General features: G+C 52.6%; 22 protein-coding genes. 13 read left to right on the forward strand and 9 right to left on the reverse strand.

The features are described from left to right. The first annotated feature begins 6 nt into the window (after positions 1–6). The 8 genes from DFP95_RS08425 to DFP95_RS08460 all read left to right on the forward strand — a co-directional run bounded on the left by DFP95_RS08425 (position 7) and on the right by DFP95_RS08460 (position 7161). Positions 7–840: an AraC family transcriptional regulator gene (locus DFP95_RS08425; RefSeq protein ID WP_115992148.1), complete on the forward strand. Its 834-nt coding sequence runs from the start codon at positions 7–9 to the stop codon at positions 838–840. 2 nt (positions 841–842) lie between these two features. Further along, positions 843–1637 (forward strand): sugar phosphate isomerase/epimerase family protein, encoded by a 795-nt coding sequence (locus DFP95_RS08430; protein WP_115992149.1) that lies wholly within the window; start codon positions 843–845, stop codon positions 1635–1637. Between the two features lie 30 nt (positions 1638–1667). Next, entirely contained in the window at positions 1668–2978 is a 1311-nt protein-coding gene (locus DFP95_RS08435) for an ABC transporter substrate-binding protein (protein WP_115992150.1), read from the forward strand. Between the two features lie 83 nt (positions 2979–3061). Continuing rightward, a complete protein-coding gene (locus DFP95_RS08440) occupies positions 3062–3946 on the forward strand; it encodes a carbohydrate ABC transporter permease (RefSeq protein ID WP_181907321.1) in 885 nt (294 codons plus the stop codon). Then, the gene (locus tag DFP95_RS08445) at positions 3947–4753 is read left to right on the forward strand and encodes a carbohydrate ABC transporter permease (protein WP_115992152.1); all 807 of its coding nucleotides are present in this window, start codon (positions 3947–3949) and stop codon (positions 4751–4753) included. A 36-nt stretch (positions 4754–4789) separates the two neighbouring features. Further along, on the forward strand, positions 4790–5509 hold the full coding sequence (locus DFP95_RS08450) for a ThuA domain-containing protein (protein WP_115992153.1): 720 nt from the start codon (positions 4790–4792) through the stop codon (positions 5507–5509). A 126-nt stretch (positions 5510–5635) separates the two neighbouring features. After that, a complete protein-coding gene (locus DFP95_RS08455; RefSeq protein WP_115992154.1) occupies positions 5636–6376 on the forward strand; it encodes a YheC/YheD family protein in 741 nt (246 codons plus the stop codon). A 104-nt stretch (positions 6377–6480) separates the two neighbouring features. Further along, positions 6481–7161 carry an HAD family hydrolase gene (locus DFP95_RS08460; RefSeq protein WP_245987476.1) on the forward strand — a complete coding sequence of 227 codons (681 nt, stop codon included), beginning with the start codon at positions 6481–6483 and terminating at the stop codon, positions 7159–7161. A 115-nt stretch (positions 7162–7276) separates the two neighbouring features. Here DFP95_RS08460 and DFP95_RS08465 read toward each other — a convergent pair whose 3' ends face one another. The 5 genes from DFP95_RS08465 to DFP95_RS08485 all read right to left on the reverse strand — a co-directional run bounded on the left by DFP95_RS08465 (position 7277) and on the right by DFP95_RS08485 (position 13640). Then, positions 7277–8473 carry a YheC/YheD family endospore coat-associated protein gene (locus DFP95_RS08465; RefSeq protein ID WP_181907322.1) on the reverse strand — a complete coding sequence of 399 codons (1197 nt, stop codon included), beginning with the start codon at positions 8471–8473 and terminating at the stop codon, positions 7277–7279. A 75-nt stretch (positions 8474–8548) separates the two neighbouring features. Continuing rightward, positions 8549–9718: a YheC/YheD family endospore coat-associated protein gene (locus DFP95_RS08470; RefSeq protein WP_115992155.1), complete on the reverse strand. Its 1170-nt coding sequence runs from the start codon at positions 9716–9718 to the stop codon at positions 8549–8551. Then, positions 9718–11097: a YheC/YheD family endospore coat-associated protein gene (locus DFP95_RS08475; protein WP_115992156.1), complete on the reverse strand. Its 1380-nt coding sequence runs from the start codon at positions 11095–11097 to the stop codon at positions 9718–9720. The genes DFP95_RS08470 and DFP95_RS08475 overlap by 1 nt, the downstream gene beginning before the upstream one ends. Further along, positions 11078–12298 carry a YheC/YheD family endospore coat-associated protein gene (locus DFP95_RS08480; protein ID WP_115992157.1) on the reverse strand — a complete coding sequence of 407 codons (1221 nt, stop codon included), beginning with the start codon at positions 12296–12298 and terminating at the stop codon, positions 11078–11080. Before DFP95_RS08480 ends, DFP95_RS08475 begins: the two co-directional genes overlap by 20 nt. Next, the gene (locus DFP95_RS08485; RefSeq protein WP_115992158.1) at positions 12273–13640 is read right to left on the reverse strand and encodes a YheC/YheD family endospore coat-associated protein; all 1368 of its coding nucleotides are present in this window, start codon (positions 13638–13640) and stop codon (positions 12273–12275) included. Before DFP95_RS08485 ends, DFP95_RS08480 begins: the two co-directional genes overlap by 26 nt. Before the next feature lie 206 nt (positions 13641–13846). Here DFP95_RS08485 and DFP95_RS08490 point away from each other — a divergent pair, with 206 nt between their 5' ends. Both DFP95_RS08490 and DFP95_RS08495 read left to right on the forward strand, forming a co-directional pair. Continuing rightward, positions 13847–14608 carry a class I SAM-dependent methyltransferase gene (locus DFP95_RS08490; RefSeq protein WP_115992159.1) on the forward strand — a complete coding sequence of 254 codons (762 nt, stop codon included), beginning with the start codon at positions 13847–13849 and terminating at the stop codon, positions 14606–14608. Beyond that, on the forward strand, positions 14605–15609 hold the full coding sequence (locus DFP95_RS08495; protein WP_115992160.1) for an MBL fold metallo-hydrolase: 1005 nt from the start codon (positions 14605–14607) through the stop codon (positions 15607–15609). Before DFP95_RS08490 ends, DFP95_RS08495 begins: the two co-directional genes overlap by 4 nt. A 128-nt stretch (positions 15610–15737) precedes the next feature. Here DFP95_RS08495 and DFP95_RS08500 read toward each other — a convergent pair whose 3' ends face one another. After that, positions 15738–16286, reverse strand: a complete 549-nt coding sequence (locus DFP95_RS08500; RefSeq protein WP_115992161.1) for a phosphatidylglycerophosphatase A family protein — start codon at positions 16284–16286, stop codon at positions 15738–15740. Between the two features lie 157 nt (positions 16287–16443). Between DFP95_RS08500 and DFP95_RS08505 the strand changes: the two genes are divergently transcribed. Beyond that, on the forward strand, positions 16444–17511 hold the full coding sequence (locus tag DFP95_RS08505; protein WP_115992162.1) for a GerMN domain-containing protein: 1068 nt from the start codon (positions 16444–16446) through the stop codon (positions 17509–17511). An 11-nt stretch (positions 17512–17522) separates the two neighbouring features. Here DFP95_RS08505 and DFP95_RS08510 read toward each other — a convergent pair whose 3' ends face one another. Genes DFP95_RS08510 through DFP95_RS08520 form a run of 3 tightly spaced genes read right to left on the reverse strand, consistent with a single transcriptional unit; the run spans position 17523 to position 21110 of the window. Further along, on the reverse strand, positions 17523–18620 hold the full coding sequence (locus DFP95_RS08510) for a Ger(x)C family spore germination protein (protein ID WP_115992163.1): 1098 nt from the start codon (positions 18618–18620) through the stop codon (positions 17523–17525). Positions 18621–18641: 21 nt separating this feature from the next. After that, the gene (locus DFP95_RS08515) at positions 18642–19781 is read right to left on the reverse strand and encodes a hypothetical protein (protein WP_115992164.1); all 1140 of its coding nucleotides are present in this window, start codon (positions 19779–19781) and stop codon (positions 18642–18644) included. 15 nt (positions 19782–19796) lie between these two features. Continuing rightward, a complete protein-coding gene (locus DFP95_RS08520; protein WP_181907323.1) occupies positions 19797–21110 on the reverse strand; it encodes a spore germination protein in 1314 nt (437 codons plus the stop codon). A gap of 164 nt (positions 21111–21274) precedes the next feature. Between DFP95_RS08520 and rph the strand changes: the two genes are divergently transcribed. Both rph and DFP95_RS08530 read left to right on the forward strand, forming a co-directional pair. Next, the gene (gene rph / locus DFP95_RS08525) at positions 21275–22021 is read left to right on the forward strand and encodes a ribonuclease PH (protein WP_147304150.1); all 747 of its coding nucleotides are present in this window, start codon (positions 21275–21277) and stop codon (positions 22019–22021) included. After that, complete coding sequence (locus tag DFP95_RS08530; RefSeq protein WP_115992166.1) at positions 22018–22662, forward strand: XTP/dITP diphosphatase; 645 nt, start codon at positions 22018–22020, stop codon at positions 22660–22662. Before rph ends, DFP95_RS08530 begins: the two co-directional genes overlap by 4 nt. The last annotated feature ends 73 nt before the right edge of the window (positions 22663–22735 follow it).

Genomic DNA, 22735 nt, shown 5'->3' on the forward strand with positions numbered 1-22735 from the left:
TGAAAGATGAGCGATCAATTAGGTTTATTGCTCCGCCATGCGGAGTTGAACGTCATAGAATTCGACATGAATAGGCGTACCGAGATGAGGACGATCAATCGAACTCTTCCTTGGTACGTGATGTCTTATCACAAGCAAGGAACGGCAAAGCTTAGGGTCGGCGAAGAGTGCTATACGATTACTCCGGGAACGGTCATCTGCATTCCCCCGAACGTGATGCATGACCACTACAAGGAAACGCAGGAAGAAACCGAATTCTTGTGGTGGCATTTCACCTTCGAGATCGCCGGCGTTATGGACGCCATGAAGATGATACGAATTCCTTACGTATTCAAGCTGCATAATTCGCTTTACTTCGAGAAAGTATTCATGGAGTTTCTGGATTCGACGGCTCAGAAGCGATCGTTGCCTTCCTCCATTTTGGAGCATGCCAAATCGCTTGAGCTTCTCTACATCATTCTTGATAGCGCTATCGGGAAAAGCGACGGGTCCAAATCGAACAATAATCAGTCGGAAGGCTTCTTGGAGCTGCTCGCGAGAATCGTTCAATCTCCCGAAAACCATATTTCGCTGAATAGCTTGTCTGAAGAGCTTCATTTGCATCCAACCTATATCAGTAACCGCTTCAAGGAGCTCTTCGGCAAGTCGCCGTTGCAGGTACAAAGAGAGATGAAGATCCAACGCGCCAAGATGCTGCTTGAGACGAGCGAGCTGTCCATCACGGAAATCGCGCAAAGCCTGGGGTTCAGCGAAATTCAGAATTTTACTCGGTTATTTAAATCCTATGTCGGGGTTTCGCCGACTCAATTTCGAAATTTGAACAGAAGATGGAGGGTTTGAGCATGTTACTAGCGACGCAAGATCGAGGTTTCTTCGGACAAACTTACGAACAGAAGCTGAACAAGCTGAAGGAAATCGGATTTGAAGGGTTGGAGATCGACGGAAAACCCTTGATCGAAAGATTCGACGAACTCCGTCAGGCGGTTCGCTCGACGGGAGTAGCAATCAGTTCCGTATGCGGGGGATACCGCGGCTGGATCGGCGACTTCGATGCGGAACAACGCGCCTTCGCGGTCTCTGATATCTCGGAAATTCTCAGCTACTCGGGGGAACTAGGCGCGAGGGGCATAGTCGTACCGGCGGCCTTCGGAATATTCTCGAAGAAACTTCCTCCGTTCGGTTCCCCGCGAGCGTCCGACGAGGAAAGGGAAATATTGCTCGACTCGCTGAGCAAGCTGAACGAATCGGCATTGGCTTCCGGGGCTGAGCTTCTTCTTGAGCCCTTGAACCGATATGAAGACCATATGATCAACCGGTTAGAGGATGCGGCAAGCTTGATTCGCGAGGGAGGATTCAAAGGAGTTAAGGTCATGGCCGACTTCTTCCATATGCAAATCGAAGAACCGGATATTTCGGCTAGCTTGAGAGCGGCGGGAGAGCTCGTCACGCATGTCCATCTTGCCGACAGCAACCGGTTGCAACCGGGCTATGGACATACCGACTTCCGAGCAGGCTTCAGAACGTTAAAGGAGATCGGATTTACGGGTTACATGGCCGTAGAGTGCGAGCTTGCTCCCGGAGACGGCGAACAAGCCTACGTCGAAATGGCTAAGTACCTGAAATCTTGCATGGATTAACCAATCCTAGGAAAAACGAGGTGCTCGTTCATGTTCAAATCAGTCCTTCATCCCGTCGGTAAGACGCTGTCCGTATTCGCTCTTGCAACCGTACTCATTCTTCCCGCTTGTTCTTCCGGCGACAAGGAAAGCGCCGATCAGATCAAGCTGAAGGTACCTGACGCCGCAATATGGGGCGAGGAGAGCTCCGCGCTTCAAGTCATGTACGACCTATTCGAGAAGGATCATCCCGAAGTGAAGCTGGAGCAAGTGACGATCGCGGATGCCCAAGCCGAGTCTGCCGCGTTGGCGGCGGGACAAGCGCCTGATTTAATGCTGATGGATCCCTCGGTGGCCAAAGAAAGATACAAGAGTAATTATATCGAACCGTTGGACCCCTATTACGAGAAGTACGGCTGGGACAAAGACATGTTCAAATGGGCCAAGAACGCTTACGTCGAGAACGGTAAAATCATAGGCGTTCCTTGGAACTACGAAGGCTTGGTGCTTGTATACAACGACACTCTATTCAAGGAAAAGGGCTGGAAGGTGCCGGCTAATTACAACGACTTGATGGCTTTGGTTCCTAAGATCATGGATGAGGATATCATGCCGTTCGCATGGGGTTCCTCGGACAATCCTGGAGTCGACGATTGGTGGGTAACGAGCATCGTCAACAGCATTCTAGGCAAAGAGGGAACGAAACAGCTATTCTCCGGGGACAAAAAATGGACGGATCCCGAAGTCGTGGACGGCATTCAACGATATAGCGATTTCTGGAACGCGGGATACGTGACGGACAAGAAGTCGCACGCCATCTCCCAAGAAGACAGCAACCAGCTGTTCCTGAACGGTAAAGCGGCCATGAGGCTTGATGGTACTTGGAGCTTGGCGGCCGACAACGAACCGGATTTCGACATCGGATTCGCTCCATTCCCGAGTTGGAAAGCCGACGGGGTTCCGGTCATTCCTCTGGGAGTCGGCGGCGGACTTGTCATCAACGCGAAATCCGCTCATAAAGACGAAGTCGCGGAATTGCTGAGCTACTTCTTCAAGGACGAAGTCGTTCAAGAAATGGCGATGCATGGAATTCCCGAGCCGCTTCAGAAGGATTACAGCTCGATGGATCTGAAGCCGAACGTAGCGAAAGCGCTGAATCTGATTTCCGAATCGGAGAAAGCCGGTTTAACGGGTTACGTCGCTTGGTCGTACGCTCCTCCTAGCGTAGTTAACATTCTCGAGAACGATTTCGCAAGCGTGTACCTGAAGAAAACTTCCGTGGAAGATTGGCTAGCCGATATTCAAGCGAAGAAAGAACGGGACATCGCGGATAAACGATTCTTCGAATTGGACAAGTATTGATCGACGGAAGCCTCGGAAGCACGGATAAGAACGGAAGTCCGTGCTTCCGAGGCGCTTCCTCTCGTTGAAAGGAGACGATGTCATTGACGAAGAAGAGATTCCAGCTCAAGAACTGGGCAGGTTGGCTTCTGATAGTGCCCGGCCTTGCGTTCCACTTATACGCGGTTACCGTGCCTGCGGCATTGGGTTTATATTTGCCGTTCACGGAATGGAACGGATTGGATGTTCCGAAATTTATCGGATTCGATAATTTCATTGAAGCTTTTCAAGACAAAATCGTAGGCATGGCCCTACTGAATAACGTCAAATGGATGCTTTTCTGGATTACGGTTCCGATTATCCTCGCGTTTTTCCTGGCATACCTGTTAACGAAGGTTAAGAAAGGACAAACCGCGTACCAATCGATCTTCTTCTCGACGTCGATCATCACAGTGACGGTCGCCGGACAAATTTGGTTTTGGCTGTACAATCCGTTCAGCGGCGTCAACTTTTATATGGATAAAGTCGGTCTCGGCTTCATTGAATGGCCGGGCTTAACGATTCCTTCCTTCTCGCTCGTGTCCGTGTTGATCGCCGACATGTGGAGGGGGTTCGGCGGCAACGTCATCTGGCTTCTCGCAGCGATGTCCCAGAACGATAAGTCTCTGGAGGAAGCGGCAAGAATCGACGGGGCGGGACGATTCCGGATAATCTGGAACGTCATTCTTCCGCAAATCCGTCCGACGCTCGTGGTCGTCACGATGTTGACAGCGCTGGGTTCGTTCGGAGCCTTCGAAATGGTATACGTCATGACCGGCGGCGGTCCGGCGCACGCGACCGAGACGTTATCGACGTATTATTACTCGCTGAGCACGGAGGGCAGACGCGCGGGTTACGGTTCCGCGATCGCTTTGTTCCAAATTTTCGCGGCATTGATCCTGATCGTTTTCTACGGATACCTAAGGAAGAAGAAAGGGTGGGATGTGTAGATGAAGTTCAATTGGCGTCATATTCCGTTGGCCGTCATTTCCGTCTTCGCCCTGTTTCCGATGTTCTTGCTGTTCATGAACGCGTTCAAGAAAAAGTCCGAAATATCGAAAAACCCGCTTGGCTTGCCTAAGCATTGGTCCTTCGATAATTTCTCTAAAGCTTGGGAGCAGGGAAATTACGATGTCGCTTATTTGAATACGCTGATCATCACTTGCTTAACGGTGCTGTTCGTCTGCATCGTGTGCGGATTGGCCGCTTACGGGATGACGTTTCTGAAGACTCCCGGCTCCGGCTGGTTTCTGGGTTATCTGTTCGTCTCCATGAGCATGCCGCTCGGTTTCATTCCGATTTTCTTCATGTCGATCAAGCTGAACCTGATCAATACGCATATGGGCGTGATCATTCCGTCCGTAGGCGGGGCGTTCGCGTTTAACGTATTCCTGCTGAGAGCCTTCATGCTCGGCATTCCGAAGGATTTGCTCGAAGCGGCCAAGGTGGACGGCAGCAGTACTTTCAAAACGTTCCTCGCCATCATTTTGCCGCTTGCGAAACCGGCCTTCATCGTAGTGGCGATATTCACGACGTTGGGCTCGTGGAACGAAATCTTCTTGTCCAACGCGATCCTGCAAGCGGACACGATGAAAACCGTCTCCGTCGCTTATTTGAACTTTACGAGTAAATACGGGACGAATTGGGGCCTCATGGCCGCAGGCGGCGTCATGACCGTTATTCCGATGGTCGTACTGTTCCTGACGATGACGAAGAAGTTCGTGCACGGTTTGCAAGAAGGCGGAGTCAAATTCTAAATTTATTTCATTTCCTTAGCGAAGGAGTTAATCTGAATGATCAAAGTAACGATATGGAACGAAAACGAGCATGAGAAAATGAACCCGCAAACGAAGGAAGTCTATCCGGACGGCATTCATAATGCCCTTAAAAAAGGAATCGCCAACGACGATTACGAGATCCGGACGGCAACGTTAGACCAGCCGGAGCACGGGCTTAGCGAGGAGATCCTGAACGACACGGACGTTCTGTTATGGTGGGGCCATGTCGCCCACGACAAAGTGTCCGATGAAGTCGTAAATCGTGTGCATCAACGCGTTATGGACGGAATGGGATTAATCGTGCTTCACTCCGGGCATTTCTCGAAAATATTCAAAAAACTGATGGGCACGGGGTGCGACCTGAAATGGCGCGAAGCTAACGAGAAGGAACGAATCTGGGTAGTCAATCCCGCGCATCCTATCGCGGCCGGCTTGCCAGAGCACTTCGTCGTTGCCCCGGAAGAAATGTACGGCGAGCACTTCGATATCCCGGCTCCGGACGAGCTAATTCTAGTGAGCTGGTTCGAGGGCGGAGAAGTTTTCCGCAGCGGGTGCACGTTCTACCGGGGACAGGGAAAAATCTTTTACTTCCGTCCAGGTCATGAAACTTACCCGACTTACTACGATCCCAATGTGTTGCGGACGATCAGCAACGCGGTGTCATGGGCTGCTCCATCCGGCGCGGCTAGGCCGATTCGAGGGCATCACGAGGCTCTTGAGCCGATCGGCGGATAGTCAAGCGGCGTATCGGATAGGCATTGTTGACCAAATCCCCGCCAATGCCTGTTTTTGTCCCATTGCCGTCGGCCGCGACATAAGCTGAACCGAAGGTCATATACCGGGTTTCGGGGAGGATGCTAAGTGCCTCAATATGTTGGCAGCAAGTGGAGGAAGACCGTTGCCTTGCTTCGCAGCCCGACGCTTCGGAAGATCGTTCCTAAGACCGTCAAGCTAAGCGATAGCAGTTTACGGGAGATGTTGCGGCACCACGGAATGGTCTATGTGAAGCCTGATGTCGGCATGCATGGCAATGGCGTGATGAGAGTGGAGATCGCAAGGGGGCTTTACCGTCTGCGGATGGGAACGCAAGATCGATCCTACTCTTCTTTCGGCGAAATGTATCAAGTCATCCGAAAGTTAACGTCCGGAAGGAAGCACTTGATTCAGAGAGGCGTCCATTTGCTCCGTTACGGAGGACGCCGATTTGATCTACGGGTGATGGCGCAGCTCAATCCTCGCAAGTCGTGGGAAACGACCGGAATGATCGGAAGGGTGGCCGCAGCCCGTAAAATCGTCACGAACTACCATGGGGGCGGCAAGCTCGTTCCGGTGGAAAAGCTCCTCGGGAGCCAACTCGGCCATACGTTAGTACGGGGCAAGATACGGCAGCTTCGAAAAATAGGAGTTATGGCAGGGCAAGCCATGCGGCGAAAATTTCCGGGCGTATGCGAGGTCGGAGTCGACGTCGGAATGGACGCATCCCTAACTCCTTGGATTCTGGAGGTCAATACGAGTCCCGATCCTTATATTTTCAGGAAGCTTCCCGATCGGTCCATCTTCAAGAAAATCCGTCGTTATTCGAAGGCGTACGGCAAGCGTTAATAGAAACGAGGATAGAAGCCCCGGAAACCGAGGGCTTTTTTTCCGCACTTTCGACGGACGGCGAAATTAGGGTATGATGGGAGAAAACATCTAGGGAGATTGAAATGGGCGATAACATGAAAGCAGCGGTCGTGCCGCAGGCCGTCATATTCGACTTGGACGGTACGTTGTTTCAAACCGAGACGTTGTTGGAGACGGTTCATCGGCGGGTATTCGAAACGCTACGCGAGGAAGGCTTGTATGAGCAGCCGTTGCCATCGATCGAAACCTTGCTAGGCTCGCTGGGGATGCTGCTCTCTGATATATGGATGAGGGTGATGCCGGACGGCTCGCCGGCCGCGCATGAGAGGGCGAACGTATTGTTGCTGCAATACGAAATGGAAGAATTAGCTTTAGGGCGCGGACATTTATATCCCGGAGTCATTGAAACCTTGCGGGAGCTACGCGAACGCGGAGTCCGGCTATTCATCGCAAGCAACGGACTGGAAGCTTACGTGAAAGGCGTACCCGAGGTAAAAGGAATAGGGGATTGGTTCGAAGCCAAGTACAGCGCGGGAGAATTCGCGACCGGGACGAAGGTTGATCTGGTGCGTCGGTTGCTCGATTCCTTCGGAGTAGAGAACGCGTGGATGGTGGGCGACCGCTCGTCGGACGTGGAAGCCGGCAAGAGCAACGGCTTGTTCGTGGTCGGCTGCGATTATGCCGGATTCCGGCGCGAAGGCGAACTGGACGGCTCGGATGCCGTCATTCGTTCGTTCCCGGATTTATTGAAGCTGCTGCCATAGACGCCGCAAAGAGCTCGAGATTCGGACGTATTCTGTTTTCAAGTTTCGAATAATCAGGCAATAAGGATATCCCGCTCGGGATATCCTTATTGCCGTTACGCATATAACCCATTCGTTAGGAATACTCGTCTCCCGGTCCTTCGTTAAACAGAGGGCGATTGTCCGACTCTTCGCTCTTGCCGACGGAGCCCATAGAGGACTTCTGGCTACGGGATTCCTTCCGCTGCCGGTAAGCCCACAAAGCGTACTCGATCGGCCTAACGATCGCTTTGCGGTACACCTCGCGCTCCCCGGCTTTCTTGAACACCTCGCGGGAAGGCTTCGGATTCACTTCGATCAGCCATATTTTACCGTTGCGATCGATGGCTAGATCGAGCGCTAGCTCGCATAATGCGCCATAAGTGGCTTCTAAATGGCGTGCTACGCCGATGCCGAACGTTTCGGCGGTTTCGCGGATTTGCGAGATGGTACTATCGTTGCCGATCCATTGGCGGAGCAAGGAGTTCATAGACGCCGCTTCTCCGCCGCCGTGGAGATTAGAGGTGATGCTTCGCATCGGTCCGACCCGTCCGGCGCAGCCGGTAACCTCCCAGACTCCGGATCCGTTTTTCTGCACGAGCATTCGATAGTCGTGAATTCGGCCGCTAGGCAGCTTGATGTTCAAGCCTTGCTGCACGATGTAACGGTCGCCGTGCATATCCCAATTCCCTAGTGCCGTCGGGAGATTGTTCTTGGATACGCGTCTAGGCTCCACGATGCTGCGCGAATGGTTGCGTCCCTGCAGCAGAAGCGTTCCGTCTTTGCCGCGATCGATACGAAGAATGCCTCGGCCTCCGGTACCGTTAATCGGTTTAAGATATACGGTCGGGTATTTCTTAAGCAGCGAGATGACGTCCTCCGGAGATTGATAAAGCTTCGTTACGGGAAGGTGCTGCCGAAAGGATGCGACCTTTCCCAAAGTACGGTACACGGTCCACTTGTTGCGCAGAGGCCGATTTAGAAAATGGAGATGGGAATGGCGTTTACGAAACGCGAGCAGTTGTTGGAATCGATTGCTTTTTTGGATACGGCAACGGTCGTAGACGACGTTGGGGAAACGAACCCAACGCCTGCCCCACTTCTTGGTTTCCGTGTCGTAGACCATTGCATGAATTTTACCTTCGCTTTCATCCACGTCCTGCGGCGTGAATACGAATGCCGATATTCCGATCCTTTTGCCCGCAACGATCATTTTTTCGTAAACCGGACGTTCTTCCAGAACTTTGGATTCGTTCAGATATAGGGTTAGGATCCCAAGCGCGGGCTGTGCCACGAAGCTATCGCCTCCGAGCCGGCGAAGCGGAAATCAAGGAATGGAAGCCACGCGAACGGAGTCCCTGGAAAGCGTTCACGTGGCAATTCCCCCTTGTTGCTCCTGCTTCAATCGGTGCAAGTATTGGCTATATTGAAAAATGCGTTCAAGCGATTTATTGCGGATATGGGGTTCGTCGAATTTCATCGGTTTGGAATTGGCTTCGAAGAACCAGACGTGGCCGGTCGTGTCGACTCCAAGATCCATTGACATCTCGCAAAGTCGGTTGTGAGCCGAACGCTCGATCTGCTTGGCAAGCGTAATCGTCGTATTTCTGACTTTGCCTAGTACCTTACCCGTTTTTTCTTTGCCGAAGATCGAGACGAGCAGTTTCTCGGGGTCATCGATATAGCCGCCGCGCGGAACGTGCGTCGTGATGCTGGAGTCGCCGGCAACCCTTGCTCCGATACCGGAGAGCTCCCATTGGCCGATTCCGTTTTTCTGCACCAGCGCCCGCAGATCGAACGGACGGTTGTTTACCGCGGCCAGCAGGATGCCTTGCTGGGCGATATAAGGCTCCCCGAGAACGTCCGATTGCTTCACAACGCGATCCCATAACCTTCTCATCGTCCCGCAACGAAATGTCCTGCTGCCTTTTTCCTCTTGGATTTGCAGGCGGTAAGGCAATTTTTTCTCCGGTTGAACCATGACCGTCATGATCCCCACGCCCGCCTTGCCCCTGACCGGCTTCAAATAAAGCAGTCGATGCTTCTTGAGCAAACCGGCTAATACGATCGGATCCGTCAGCTTCTTCGTTTCCGGTATATAGCTTTTAGTCGATTTGTTCTCGTTCAACCACTGAAACAAGGACCACTTGTTAAAGAAGCGACGATTAAACAGGCGGATGTCGGGTTGTTTGGAAATCGCGGCGAGCTTCTTCTTCACTCGCGGCAATCGTTCGTCTTCTCGCTGGGGGATCCGGTTGTATACGATGCTGGGCCGCGGAAACCAGGATTGAATCCAAGTGTCGTCTTCGTTACGATACGTATACCCGAGCACCCGGGCGGACTGAAGTTTAAGATTCTTGACCGTAATGACGTAGGTGATGATGCCCATTTGTTTGCCCGTATTGATCAAATCGATGAAATTATTGCGGTTGCCGCGGAACAATTGGATTTCGTCCTCGATGGTAAGAATCGCGACGACCGGTTTATCGGCCGCCGCTTCCAATAAATTCGCGTTGGTAAAGAGAGATTTAGGAATCATCAAGATTCATCCCTCCTGCGAAATTTGCTCAAATAGAGACAGTGATCGAGAATGTATTCGAGGGACGCTTTGCCTTGCTCCTTTAACGCAGGATGCTTGAAAATCGATCTTCCCGGTTTGGCGTTCGCCTCGAACATCCATACGGAACCGTCCCGATCGATGCCGATATCGAGTCCGAGCTCGCCTAGAGTGTGAGCATGATTTCGTTCGATGGCTTCGGAGAGCTTGATCGCAACGGCCTTCGCTTCCAAGAGCACTTCGTCCGCCTTCGCTCCGAACGTGCGGCTCAGCGCTTGTTCCGGCGTCATGAGAGAACCGCCGTTTTTGATATGCGTAGTCACGCTTCCGCGTCCGGCTTTCTTGGCGCCGATGCCCGCGACCACCCATTCGTTGCGGCCGTCCTTATGCATGTGAAAGCGGAAATCGATCGGGCAATTATCGATTTCGATGAGGCGGATGCCTTGCTGCACGACGTAGCTGCTCAGGTTGCCGCCGTGCCTTGCCCGGAGCATCTTCATCAAGCTGTTGAAATTGCTGAATCTCAGCAATACGTTTCCGCTGCTTCGACGGTATCGGATGAAATACCCTTTGCGGGGGTGATAGGTCAATCTGTAGATTCCAGCGCCTAAGCTGCCGGCCGTTGGTTTGTAGTAGAGGAACTGGTGCTTTTCCAGCAGCTCCTTGATTCTTTCGGGGCTGGGATTGTTGGTAGACTCGGGCAAATGCTTTAATGCCTCGACGTCTTTGTCCAGCATGCTGTATACGTCGGATTTGTTGAAGAAACTCCAATTAAAGAACGGAATCCTCTTCCTGATGAACCGATCGCGCAGCGACGTGATCGTAGACCCCGTCTCGGCTCGCCGACTCGGAAGCCGGTTGTACACGACATCGGGGAGAGGGACTACGCGGCGCGTCCAGCCGCCTCCGCCGTCCAAAAACCAACCGTGGATCGTTTCTTGCTGCCAATTGATATCGCGTGGCGTAAAGGCGAAGAAATAAGCTTTCTTCTGGCCAAGATGGAGCAGTTGCTTAACGAACCCCGTTCTTTCGCCGAAAGGAGCCGTCGAAGAGCTTTTGCCGCTGTCGGTCAATACTCCGATAAGCGGCCCGAGTTGAATCTCTTCGTCGCCTTCGTCATTGGCCAGATATACGTTGCCGGATTTAGGTACTCTCACGGATCGCCTAAGACCTGCCGACATGTAGACATGATGACCTTTGCGTTTGATGGTCCGCACCGCGGCGGGTACGATGTCTTTGCCGAGCTTGACGTTTACCGATTTACGTCCTCCTAGCTTGAGCAGCTTCGCAAGCGGGCTGGAGAACCAAACGATACGTTCCGGCTGCTGTGTGAAATGGACGTTACAGATGGTCAAACTCATGAATTACCCTCCCAGGTGAAGCGTAACCGCCACCTTGCGGCGGTCGCCGCATGTCGGTTGTCGCAAGTCGAAGCAGGATAGATCTGGCATAGGACAGCGGCTGCTCCGCGGCAGCTTGCGCGGCCCCTTCGCCCGCAGAGCCCATAGCGGTGCGTCCCGGCTTGGAGTTTGCTTCCAGAAACCACAACGTGCCCCCACGGTCTACCCCGTAGTCCAAACCGATTTCGGCGAACCTACCAAATGTTTCTTCCAGGCGAGCGACGATAAGAAAAGATATTCTTCTCATTTCCTGCAACAGAGCGTTTCCGCGTTGTTCGCCGAAAAGTTCCGTTAGAACTTCTTCCGCCGATGCGGCTTTTCCGCCGCCATGAAGGTTCGCGGTAACGGAACCTGGCGCGCCTAGACGGGCGGCTACTCCCGTCGACGTCCAACGTCCGAACTTATCCTTCTGCATGAGCTCGCGGAAGTCCAGAGATTCGGCTGATTGACCTTTGAGCTCAAGCAATGGCTGCATCAGGTAGGAGCGGACGCCGATCCAACGTTCAAGACGTTGGATGGCTTCCTGCTCGCTTTCGCAGATTAGGTCCACCGGGCGGTTATCTTGTTGCCTTCCCGCGAGTCTGAATCGGCCCTCTTCCGTTCGGGCGATGGAGACGACGCGTCGTCCTTGGCTTCCTGCGATCGGCTTAAGGAAGGCTGCATGGCGATGCTTCCGCAACCAGGCGGATAGCGAAGCCGATCCTTTATAGAGGGCCGTCGGAGGTATGATGGCCGCCAAAGCCCGATCCTTCGATAAGACTTCGTATACTTTACCTTTGTGTGGCAGGCGTCCGTTCAAGAACCGGATTTTTCTGGAAGTGCGTATGTTCCTCATAGCCTGGCGATAGCGGTTTTTTTCCTCCTCGGTTTCCGGCCACGAGCGATCATAGACGATGGTCGGAAGCTTCCTGCGTCCGGATTCCCATCGCGACTTTCCGATGTTCCATACCCAGGCTTTGACCGTTTCGTTGCGGGGCTCCCAAGTCCAAGGATCGAAGGCGAACAGCCGCATTCCTCTCCGGGCGCCGATGACGTGCAGTCGTTTGATGAACGAACTCTCGGCGAACGGCGGATCATCTTTTCGCTCGCATACCAGAATACCTAATGCAACGTCCGAATGAACCTGAATATAAGGTTTAGAAGCCGGAGATATATCGCGCATATTGAATCATCATCCGAACCGAAGGACGGATTTTCCCCTCTTTTAGTGGTGTGTTATCGTTCTTCGAAGGCTTGGAATTGACTTCGATCAGCCACACCCGTCCGGATGTATCGAGCGCCAGATCGATCCCGAGCTCGCCGAAATGGGCGGGGATATAGGTATCGATCCCCCGGGCTATGTCCAGTGCCGCCCTCGACAGGCGTGATGAAGCGTCTCCCCGGAATTGGATGGGAAGATTGGACTTGGCGACGGAATCCTTGACCGTCGAAAGCGTTCCGCCTCTGGCGAGATTGGATACGAAATGGTGGGTTCCCGCCGTTCGGCTAACGATCGAGGTAATCGCCCATTTTCCGCTGGAATTTTTCTGAGTCAACGCGCGGTAGTCCACGGGACGCCCGCCGATTTCGATTAAGTTGAGGCCTTGTTGGATCAAATAGCGGACGGTTTTCATCTTTCCGGAAATCGTGGAGAAAAGTTTGACCAAGCTATTGAAGGATTGCTTCTTTGTTCCGTTGACCGTGGCATAAGAGGCCTGCCAGTTTTCCGGTCCGATTCGGGACAAACGGATAATGCCTTTGCCCAAGCTTCCCCTCACCGGTTTCAGAAATACGGAGCCGTATCTCGAGCACATGCTCTTGAGCATCGTATAGTTCTGAAGCGAGTGGGATTCGGGTAAATACTTCTGCAGGGATGCGTCTTTCTTGAGCGCTTCGAACACTTCCGACTTGTCGAGAAACTTCTCGTTGAATACGTGCGCGCCGAAACGATGCTTGATCTCGCGCATGAATTGCTGGACGATCGGACGATTTTCCAGCTTGCGGGAAGTCAACCGATTGTTCACGACATCGGGAGCCGGAAGCATCATCCTATGCCAGCCCTTCGTGTATATCCAACCTTCGACGGACGATAAATTCGAACCGATCGCGTTGGGCGTGAAGAAATACACGTAAGCGCCTTGGCTTCGGCAAGCATCGGTCAATTCCCGGCAGAACATCGTAATGTCACCGAACGGTTTATCCGACTGCTCTGGATTATCCCGGCTAATAAGTACGCCGATTAGCGGACCGAGCGCGAGCGTTCGGGTCGTAGCCTGGTAGAGGACGCGAAGCGGAGTGCCGGAGAAGAGACCCATCCTGCGAGCAAGCGTTTGGCTGATCCGCAACCCGTCGTAACGGGGCACGGGGACGATGGTGACGGAGTGACGAAAAGAACCGAACTGTAAAGCGAGATGCTGCTGGGCGGGTATTTTCCACTGCTTCATCAGGGATTCCCCCAGCATCAGGACGTCGTCGGACAATATGCCTGAACTGATGACCTGGACGTCGATCTTCGGGGTGGACATGATTCGTACTCCTTCCACCTTTGCGTATGTCGTGGCGAAGGCTCTCGTAGGCTTCCTTCCCGGGGGCTAGCGAGAATACTCCATCATATGAGGACATCTATCTATCGGTGATAGCCCTTATTGGATTGGGACTTGGGGTGGGAATGATGTTATTATGGGAATAATCGATTATACAAATTTGGATGGGGTATAAAGGAGCAAGTCTCATGGGCGATTGGTATACCGAAAGCTTCGGCGAAGATTATAAAGTCGTATATCGACACCGAAACCGGGATAACGCGGTCCGTGAAATCGGCGCGATGATGGAATGGATGAATATCGGGAAGGGTTCGTCCGTATTGGACGTCGGCTGCGGGATGGGACGGCATGCCTTGGCGCTTCAGGCTTTGGGATACGAGGTGACGGGCCTTGATCTGTCGGAAATACTGCTCTCGGACGCAAGGTGCGCGGACACCGGAAAAAAAGTATCTTGGGTTCATGCGGATATGAGGCGTTTGCCGTTCGATAGCGGTACTTTTCAAGCAACGGTCAACTGGTTTACTTCATTCGGTTATTTCGCCGATTTCGGAGATAACGTACTGGTGCTTCACGAGATGAACCGCGTGTTGAAGCCGGACGGGAAATTTTTGATCGATTTTCTTAACCCTGCCTATCTGGTGCGCCATTTGGTGCCGGTCACGGAAAGAATAGACGAACCGACGGGGCTGAAGATTATCGAAAGGCGATCGATCGAGGACGACTTCGTTGTCAAGAAAATCGAAATCGAACCTGTTGCGGATCGTTCCGGAGATCAGGCTGCTAGTCGGAATTACGAGGAACGGGTGCGATTGATCGGTTTGGATCCGTTCAAGGAAATGCTGCTTGAAGTCGGGCTCAAGCTGCAACGGGTATACGGGGATTATGACGGCAGCGAATATGTAGCCGATAACTCCGAAAGACTCATTTTGCTGGGGAGACGATCGGGATGAACGAATATGCTAAAGCGATTACGCGACTGGATAACGGTTGGTTGCAAGTGAAGGTGCCGCTTGCTTTTTCCTTAAAATGGGTGAATGCCTATCTGCTTCCCGAGCAGGAAGGATGGACCCTCGTCGATCCCGGTCTTCGTACGGAGGAAATAGAGGCATTCTGGATATCGGTTATGCAAGAGATGTCCATCGATTGGAAGGATATTAAATCCATCGTGTTAACCCATCATCATCCCGATCATTACGGAATGGCAGGTTGGTTTCAGGAGCGCAGCGGCGCTCCCGTTCGCATGTCCCAAGCCGCGCAAGATTGCGCGAATAGATTGTGGGGCGAGAATGAAACATTCTCCGACGAGCTTACGGAAGCTTTTCTTCTGCACGGGATGGACGAGCGGTTAACGGAAGCGATGAGAGAGCACATGCGAGGATTTCGCGCCAAAGTAAACCCGCAGCCGCCTGATCCATTAATCATTCGCCAGGGCGAGCGAATCTCCATGAACGGAACGGAGTGGGAAATCGTCGGCGGCGAAGGCCATGCGCCGGGCCACTTGTCGTTCTACGACCGTCAGAGCGGCAAGCTGCTCTGCGGCGATCAAGTATTGCCTGATATTTCTCCCAACATAGGCTGGATGCCCGGCGGAGATTCCGATCCGCTGGGAGCTTTCCTAGCTAGTCTGCTCGAAATGCTGCAGTTGGAAGTAAGCATGGTTTATCCGGGTCACCGGGATCCATTTCCCGAGTACCGCCGTCGGATCGAGGAGTTGCTCGACCATCACGAGCGAAGATTGCAGAAGATGGAAGAGATCTTAAGCGATGGGGGCAAATCCGCTTTCGAAGTATGCGAGCTGCTATTCGGCACGAGATTGCGGAGCAATACGCATAATTTGCGATTCGCGTTAGCGGAGACCATCGCCCATTTGATACAGATGGAGAAGCGGGGGACGGCGGTTCGAGTCGAAACGGATCGGACGATTCGATACCGTCTGGCCGAGACTAAGTAACATTACGGCGCAACTCGTCAACAATCTGCCTCGGAGCAGACATCTGTTCCGGAAGATATAGAAAAAACTGCCCATAAGAATTAGTGGGCAGCTTTTTTTCTACTGTCTTATGTCGTTCGACGCTCTCTCTATTGGATACCCTCGTCGAGAGCTTCCGCGATCGCTTCGCGTTCCGCTTGCTTGCGGTGGGCGATGCGGCTAGAAGCCGCTGCCGCGATGGCTCCGACGATGTCGTCGAGAAAGGTATGGATTTCGCCGCTGTTTTTGTCGTTTAATTTTTTCAGGACGCCCGGTTTGAGCTTATCCACGTAGCCGAAATTCGTGAACCCAATGCTTCCGTATACGTTCACGATGCTGAGCGCCAAGATTTCGTCGCAGCCGTACAGGCCTTCATCATAAGCGATCATATCTTGCAGAGGAGGCAACAGCTTGCCTTCTTCGGCTAGCATATCTAGTTGAATGCCCGTGAGCACCGCGTTCTGTACTTCGCGTTTGGACAAAACGGATTCTACGTTAATCACGCATTCGGCGAGCGTCAGCTCCGGAAAATAGTCTTTTTGGAGCAGCATGACGAGTTGGCCGATCTGTTCCTTGGTCACCCCGCGCTTGGTCAGCCACTCCTCCGTGGCTTTGGAAACTTCCTTGCTGTTAAGACGGTACACGTTCGGTTGGGACATGAACAACACCTCTTTCCGAAGCCTTTGGCCTCCGTCGTGAACTTGATCGGGACAAACATACATAATTGTTCCGAGGGCTCGTATACATAGTACTACAAATAGGAAGCCGTTGGAACGGCAGCCAACATACGGCCAATATGATAAGGAGGAACAATTCATGAAGACTTGGTTTAACAGGAATAAGAATCTAAAGAGGTGGGCGCCGCTCCTGCTCCTTCTGCCCGCGTTATCCGCTTGCGGGATCGGACCCGCCAACGATCCCGTCGCGGAGTCTATCGACCCCCCGCCGACCACCCAGGAGGAAGCATGGATCCAAGATACTTCGCAAGCTACGATCGCAGAGGGGGAAGACGTCGTTACGGTATATTTACTCGATCCCAACGGCTATCTGGCTCCGATGACGTTAAGATCCAATCAGGAACATACCTCGCCGAAGTCTTCAGCCGAGAAGGCAATCGGATGGATGACCTCCAGCAAAGAGCTTGAGAATCAGCTCCCTCCGGGCTTCAAGCCGGTATTGCCGGAAGGGACGAAGGTTGCTTCGGTAACGGAGAACGAAGAAGAGGAATCGATTTCGGTCGACTTCGTCGGACCGTTGCCGGGCATCGCGGCATCCATGGAAAGGAAAGTCATTGAATCGTTGGTATGGACGCTGACGGAACTACCCGGAGTTAACAAGGTTAAGTTATCCGTAGGCGGCAAACCGATTCAATCTCTTCCCGCTTCGGGACTGCCGGTCGACGCGGTATTGACCCGCGGGTTGGGCATTAATCTCGAGACGGCAGATGACGTACAGATTAATCGTTCGATGGGCGTAACGCTATATTTCTCATCGCAATCCGCGGACGGGGAAGGTTATTTCGTTCCCGTTACCCGGCTGATCACCCGTCAGGCCGATCCCGCGAAGGCCGCTCTCGAGCAGTTGATTCTTGGTCCGAGCAACTCGCCGTCCCTTCACGCCGTTCTAACGTCGGATATGACGATCGAGAAGCTTACCCGGATGGCGGACACCGTAAACGTAGCCTTGCAGGATTCGGATTGGATGCCCGAAACCCCGGTTCCTTCGGAAATGATGGATGCGCTAGTGCTTACGCTGACGGAAGCCGCGGGCGTACCGCAGGTACAAGTCGTTATGAACGGGGACGATGCCCTGATAGATTCCGAGCAACGTTCCTACGAACGTCCCGTCACTCGTCCCGCATACGTGAATACGTTGTCCCAATAATCCAATCGGGCTTACTGCACGAGGCCGGCCTTGTCGATGACGATGCGGCTGTCCACGCGGAAGGTGATCTCGGGATAGGCTTCCTTCCATTTTTTCCATTCTTTCGATCCGCCGAAATATTTAGCCAGATAGTGAAGTCCGAACCCGTACGGGTCGACTTCCGAATTGCGGATTTTGTATAGCAGATCTTGAAGCTCGCCGTTAAATTCCGTCTGCAGCTGATTTTCGATCTTGGGAATATCCCCGTTCAGGAAATTCGGGGGGCTTTCCTCCAAGAAACCCGATGCGTGAAGATGGAGGGTGACGGTAGGAATGTCTTCATGCGAAATACTGACATGGGTTTCCACTTGAGATAATGCCAGGACGATTCGGGCTCCTTTAAAAGGAATGGCGATGACCGATTTATCGTAACGCCTAGCCGATATATTGAACAGCTGCGTCTCAGCCGGAGTCAAACAGAGGCGCAGCTTTTTTTTGTCCGTAAAGGCTACTCTGTCTACCCGGTAAGAATTTCTGTCTATATCCTTTCTGATAATTGGGAGGAAGCCGTCTTTGCCCGTTTCGGTTTGGCGGCGGACCCAGTCGAATAGATACTCCGTCAGGATATAAGAGGATTCGGTACCCTCGCTTCCGAACGATAGGAATAAGGCATTTCCCGGATATCTTTCCGATTGCGGCTGGAGCTTCAGGACCTGAAAGGCATTAGGCTCCGCAAGGCCCAGGAAGGCGACCTGCTGAATGTCGCGCCTGCGCGAAAGCCAGTTGATCGGGTTCTCTACCCCTTCCTCGATTAAAGATTTGCCGAAGAGGATTACCCGGCAATGGCCGAAATCGAGTTCTTTATCCACGAGGGATTTCAGGTGTCGAACCGCTTCGGCGATACTGGGTGCCTCCATCGATTCCAATTCCGTTTTGGTCTCCCCGCTTTCCATCTGAGAAGTCGGAATGGCAAGCCGAAGCGTTACGCGGTAGTTGCTCGGAGTACTTCCCTGATCGATTCCCATAGCGACTACGAAGAAACGCTTGTCGATGTCCTTAAAGCCGCAGCCGCTAGTCGGGAGGATGAGGAGCATGGCCAATCCGATGAGCAACAATTTAGCGCGACGCATGCAATATTCCTCCTCCAAAGACTATGATTCCGGGGCGGCGGCATCCGACGGGATCTGCGAGCGTCTCCTTCGGGTGGTTTTCCAAACAAGAAAACTTAGAAGCACCACCGATGTGATATCGGAAAACGTGCGCGCGATCAACCAAAATTGGTTTACCAATTGGTTGCGCTGTTCGTTGGTCCAAATGGCATAGGCGAAGGTGAGCGCGGCAAAGCCGATATTGATCAGCCAATTGATTTTGGGTGTGGGATACTCATCCGGGTCCGGCTTGTATTTCGGACGGCAGGCTTTCAGAAATTCCATCGCCGTATGCCAAGTATTCATGGCGAACATGAGCGATAATGCGGTATATAGCAACAGGAAAATATACAGGACCCGATAGACGAAGCCGTACTCCATAATCATCGAATCCGCGGTTACGCTCCATATGTACAAATATTGGGCAACGCCTACCGTACCATGAAATCCGATTGGCACGAAAAAGGAGACGAGTAAGAAGAACGTGCAGAACAGCGGAATGATCCACCGGTAACGAATTTGCGTGCCCTGAGGCAGCAGGCGGTTGAATACGGCCAGCGTATTGTATCCGGCGAACACGAAAGTCGCCGCGCATAGGGAGACAAAAGACGGCGGAGTTCGAATATAGCCGGCGGTTACCCTGATCGCGTCCCAATCCAGCCAAGGATTGAAAACGGCTTTGAATAAGATCATGATGATAAGCGGAGCGCTGATGAGAAGCATGATTTCTTGCGCGAATTGTACCGATCTCGTGCAACGGCTTGCGCCCCACACTCCCGCAGCCGTCATGAGTAGCAGGAATAAGTAGGGATTCATGTCCGGATTGAAAAATTGTTGGATCGTCGCGGAGTACGAGTAAATGACCAAGATCCCGGCTAAGATCCACAGTGTAGATGCTAACAAATTAATGGTCAGGGCAAGCCAACGAGGCAACAAGCTATTCAATATATCGGGAAGACTCTTTTGCGGGAATCGCAAGTACAGGGACGTCGTCGCGTAAGCGACAAAAGTTCCTAGTACAACTGCGATCGCCATTGCGGATACGGCTCCATCGAAGCGATGCTGGACGAGCGTCCAAGGAACGAAAAGCATGACATTGATCAAGCCGACATAGATGACGTGATAGTAGAAATAACGCGACATGGGATCAACTCTTTTCTATTTTGGCAATTCTTTGGTTTCGTTGGTGAATAAGGCGAGATAAGGCTCTCCGAAGCTGCGAAGACCGCAAAGGTAAACGATCAAGGCAAAGAATAGGACGGCGACTCCGCTAATTCCGTAGATCATGGCAATTATGATGAATAAATATTTCATCAATCTTACGGATTGGCTGAATGTGGTATTGGGAATGACGAAGTTGGAGATCGCCACGACGGAGGTGACGATGATCATAATGCTGCTGACGAGCCCGGCTTGCTGAGCCGCTTGGCCGAGAATGAGTCCGCCTACCGTCGTAGCCGTCGATCCGACGATTCTGGGGAGGCGGATGCTCGCTTCTATAAGCGCTTCGATCATGAACAGCATGATGAACACTTCGATGAACGATGGATAAGGGACCCCGGCCCGGCTTCCGTCGATCGTAAAGGCGATTTGCACCCGGAAGATCTCGGGATTGTAGGATACGATCGCGATATATAATGCCGGAAGCGTAATCGTAAGGGCTACCGCGATATATCGAACGAGAATCAGCAGGCGAACCATCCAGAAAGCCTCGTATTCGTCGTCCATCGCGTGCATGAAGTCGTACAATCGGACGGGAAGAAGCAACACGAACCTGCTGCCGTTCAACATGACGGCTATCTTGCCCTTGCTCAGCATGTCGGCTACGCGGTCCGGGCGCTCGGTTTGCAGGATGGTAGGAAATACGCGATGGTTTTTTTCCGTTAATTGCTTGACCATCTGTCCGGAGGATTGCAGCAAGTCTAGCTTGACCTTGTCTAATTGTTTATACAAAGCTTTCAATATTTTGGCGTTCACGAGCCGATGATCGTACACGACGAAAAGCGACGTACGTGAAAGAGTACCTTTATCGAATGGTTCTACGGTTAGCGACGGAACGTTATATCGGAGACGAAGGAGAAACATATTGATGTTCAAATCTTCAGTGAACGCTGTCTGCGGGCCTTGGAGCGTGGACTCCACCGTCGGCGCGTCGATCTGAGTCACCGGCGTTCTATCCGATTTGAAAGAAAAGTGTTTTCCCTCGATCTTTAGCAAAACGTAACCCTTCAGAATGAGGTTGGCCCATTCTTTGGGATCGTCCGCGTGTTCGTACTTCGGATTAGAATTAAGCATTCTTCTAAATTCATCCGGGTCGAAACGATAGGATAACGGAACAAGGACGCCGTCCTTGATCTTTTCGTCGCACAGGGAGGGGAAGTAGGCAATTTCGACAGCCCAGAATCCATTATCCAGTACATTCGTGAACAGGTCCGTCGCGTTTTTGAACTCGTTACGGATTTCTTCAATCATGAAGCAAGCGCCTCCCATCCTTGATTTTCCATCCTTTGTATATTGCCCCAAGCCATTGAGATCATACGCATCCGAGATTAACTCTGCGGAATAATAGTCTATAGATGCTTTTGCGGGCAACCTTTGGTAAAATGGTTAAAGTTCAGTCTTTGGGAGGCAAAATCATGAGATCCGACGGTAGACAATTCCGTGACTTGCGAGCTTTCGCGGTTACGCTTCATCCGAATAAATACGCGGAGGGATCCGTTCTAATTGAAGCCGGCAATACGAAAGTACTCTGTACGGCTTCCGTGGAAGAAAGAGTGCCTCCGTTCTTGAAAGGGCAAGGCAAAGGCTGGGTAACGGCCGAATATTCCATGCTGCCTCGCGCGACGCACACCCGTAACCAAAGGGAAGCTGTTAAAGGTAAACTAACGGGACGCACGATGGAAATCCAGCGTCTCATCGGCCGGGCGCTTCGTTCGGTAGTAAACTTGCATGCGCTCGGGGAGAGGACGATCACTCTGGATTGCGACGTCCTACAGGCGGACGGAGGAACCCGGACGACTTCCATTACCGGCGCTTATATCGCATTGGCTCTTGCCATACATAAGCTGGCCGGAACGAACGCTTTCGACAAATATCCGCTAACTGATTTTTTGGCTTCGATCAGCGTAGGCGTCATTCAAGAGCAGCCGGTCGTAGACTTGAACTACGAAGAAGACTCCAAGGCCAAAGTGGACATGAACGTGGTCATGACGGGAGCCGGAGCCTTCGTGGAAGTGCAAGGAACTGGCGAAGAAGCTCCTTTTACGCGTACGGAGCTTGATGAAATGCTATCCCTAGCCGAGGAAGCGATTCAGAAGCTAATTCAATTGCAGAAGGATACGTTAGGCGCAGCCGGAGAACGAATCGGCAGAGGCAAGGCATGATCGGAGAAGGCGGCACGCTGGTTCTGGCGACTCGGAACAAGGGGAAATCGAAAGAATTCCGCGAAGCCTTCGGAAAGCTTGGGGTAACGGTTAAAGATTTGCATGATTTCGAGGGGATCCCGGACATCGAGGAAACCGGCGCTACATTCGCGGACAACGCTTATCTGAAAGCGAAGGCGGTCGCGGATATTTTGAACCTGCCGGTTCTCGCCGACGATTCGGGGTTATGCGTCGATGCTTTGAACGGGGCGCCGGGCGTATTCTCCGCTCGTTACGCAGGGGAAGGGGCCGGGGACAAAGCCAACAACGCCAAGCTAGTACGAGAGCTGGAGCTGCTGGGGGCTATTGTGCCGGAAAGCGAGGAAGGCGAGGGTCCTCGGTTATCGAGTCCCGCCAGATTCGCCTGCTCGCTCGTCTTGTACGATCCCGCCGACGATAGCCGGCTGGGAGCGGAGGGAACGGTCGAAGGATATATTTTGCGGGAAGCCCGGGGTGCGGACGGCTTCGGATACGATCCGTTATTCTGGATCCCTTCTCGCCGTCTTAGCATGGCGGAGCTTTCGGTGGAGGAGAAGAACGGAATTAGCCATCGAGGGAATGCTTTGCGGAAGTTGTTAGCCTTGATCCCGAAAGCTAACTGATTTATAGCAAAGAGACCCGCGCTCCACCACTGTAGAAGGTGGAGCGCGGGTCTCTTTCGTGTACCCGTCGATA

The sequence above is a fragment of the Cohnella lupini genome (genome assembly GCF_003386205.1).
GTDB classification, from domain to species: Bacteria; Bacillota; Bacilli; order Paenibacillales; family Paenibacillaceae; genus Cohnella; species Cohnella lupini.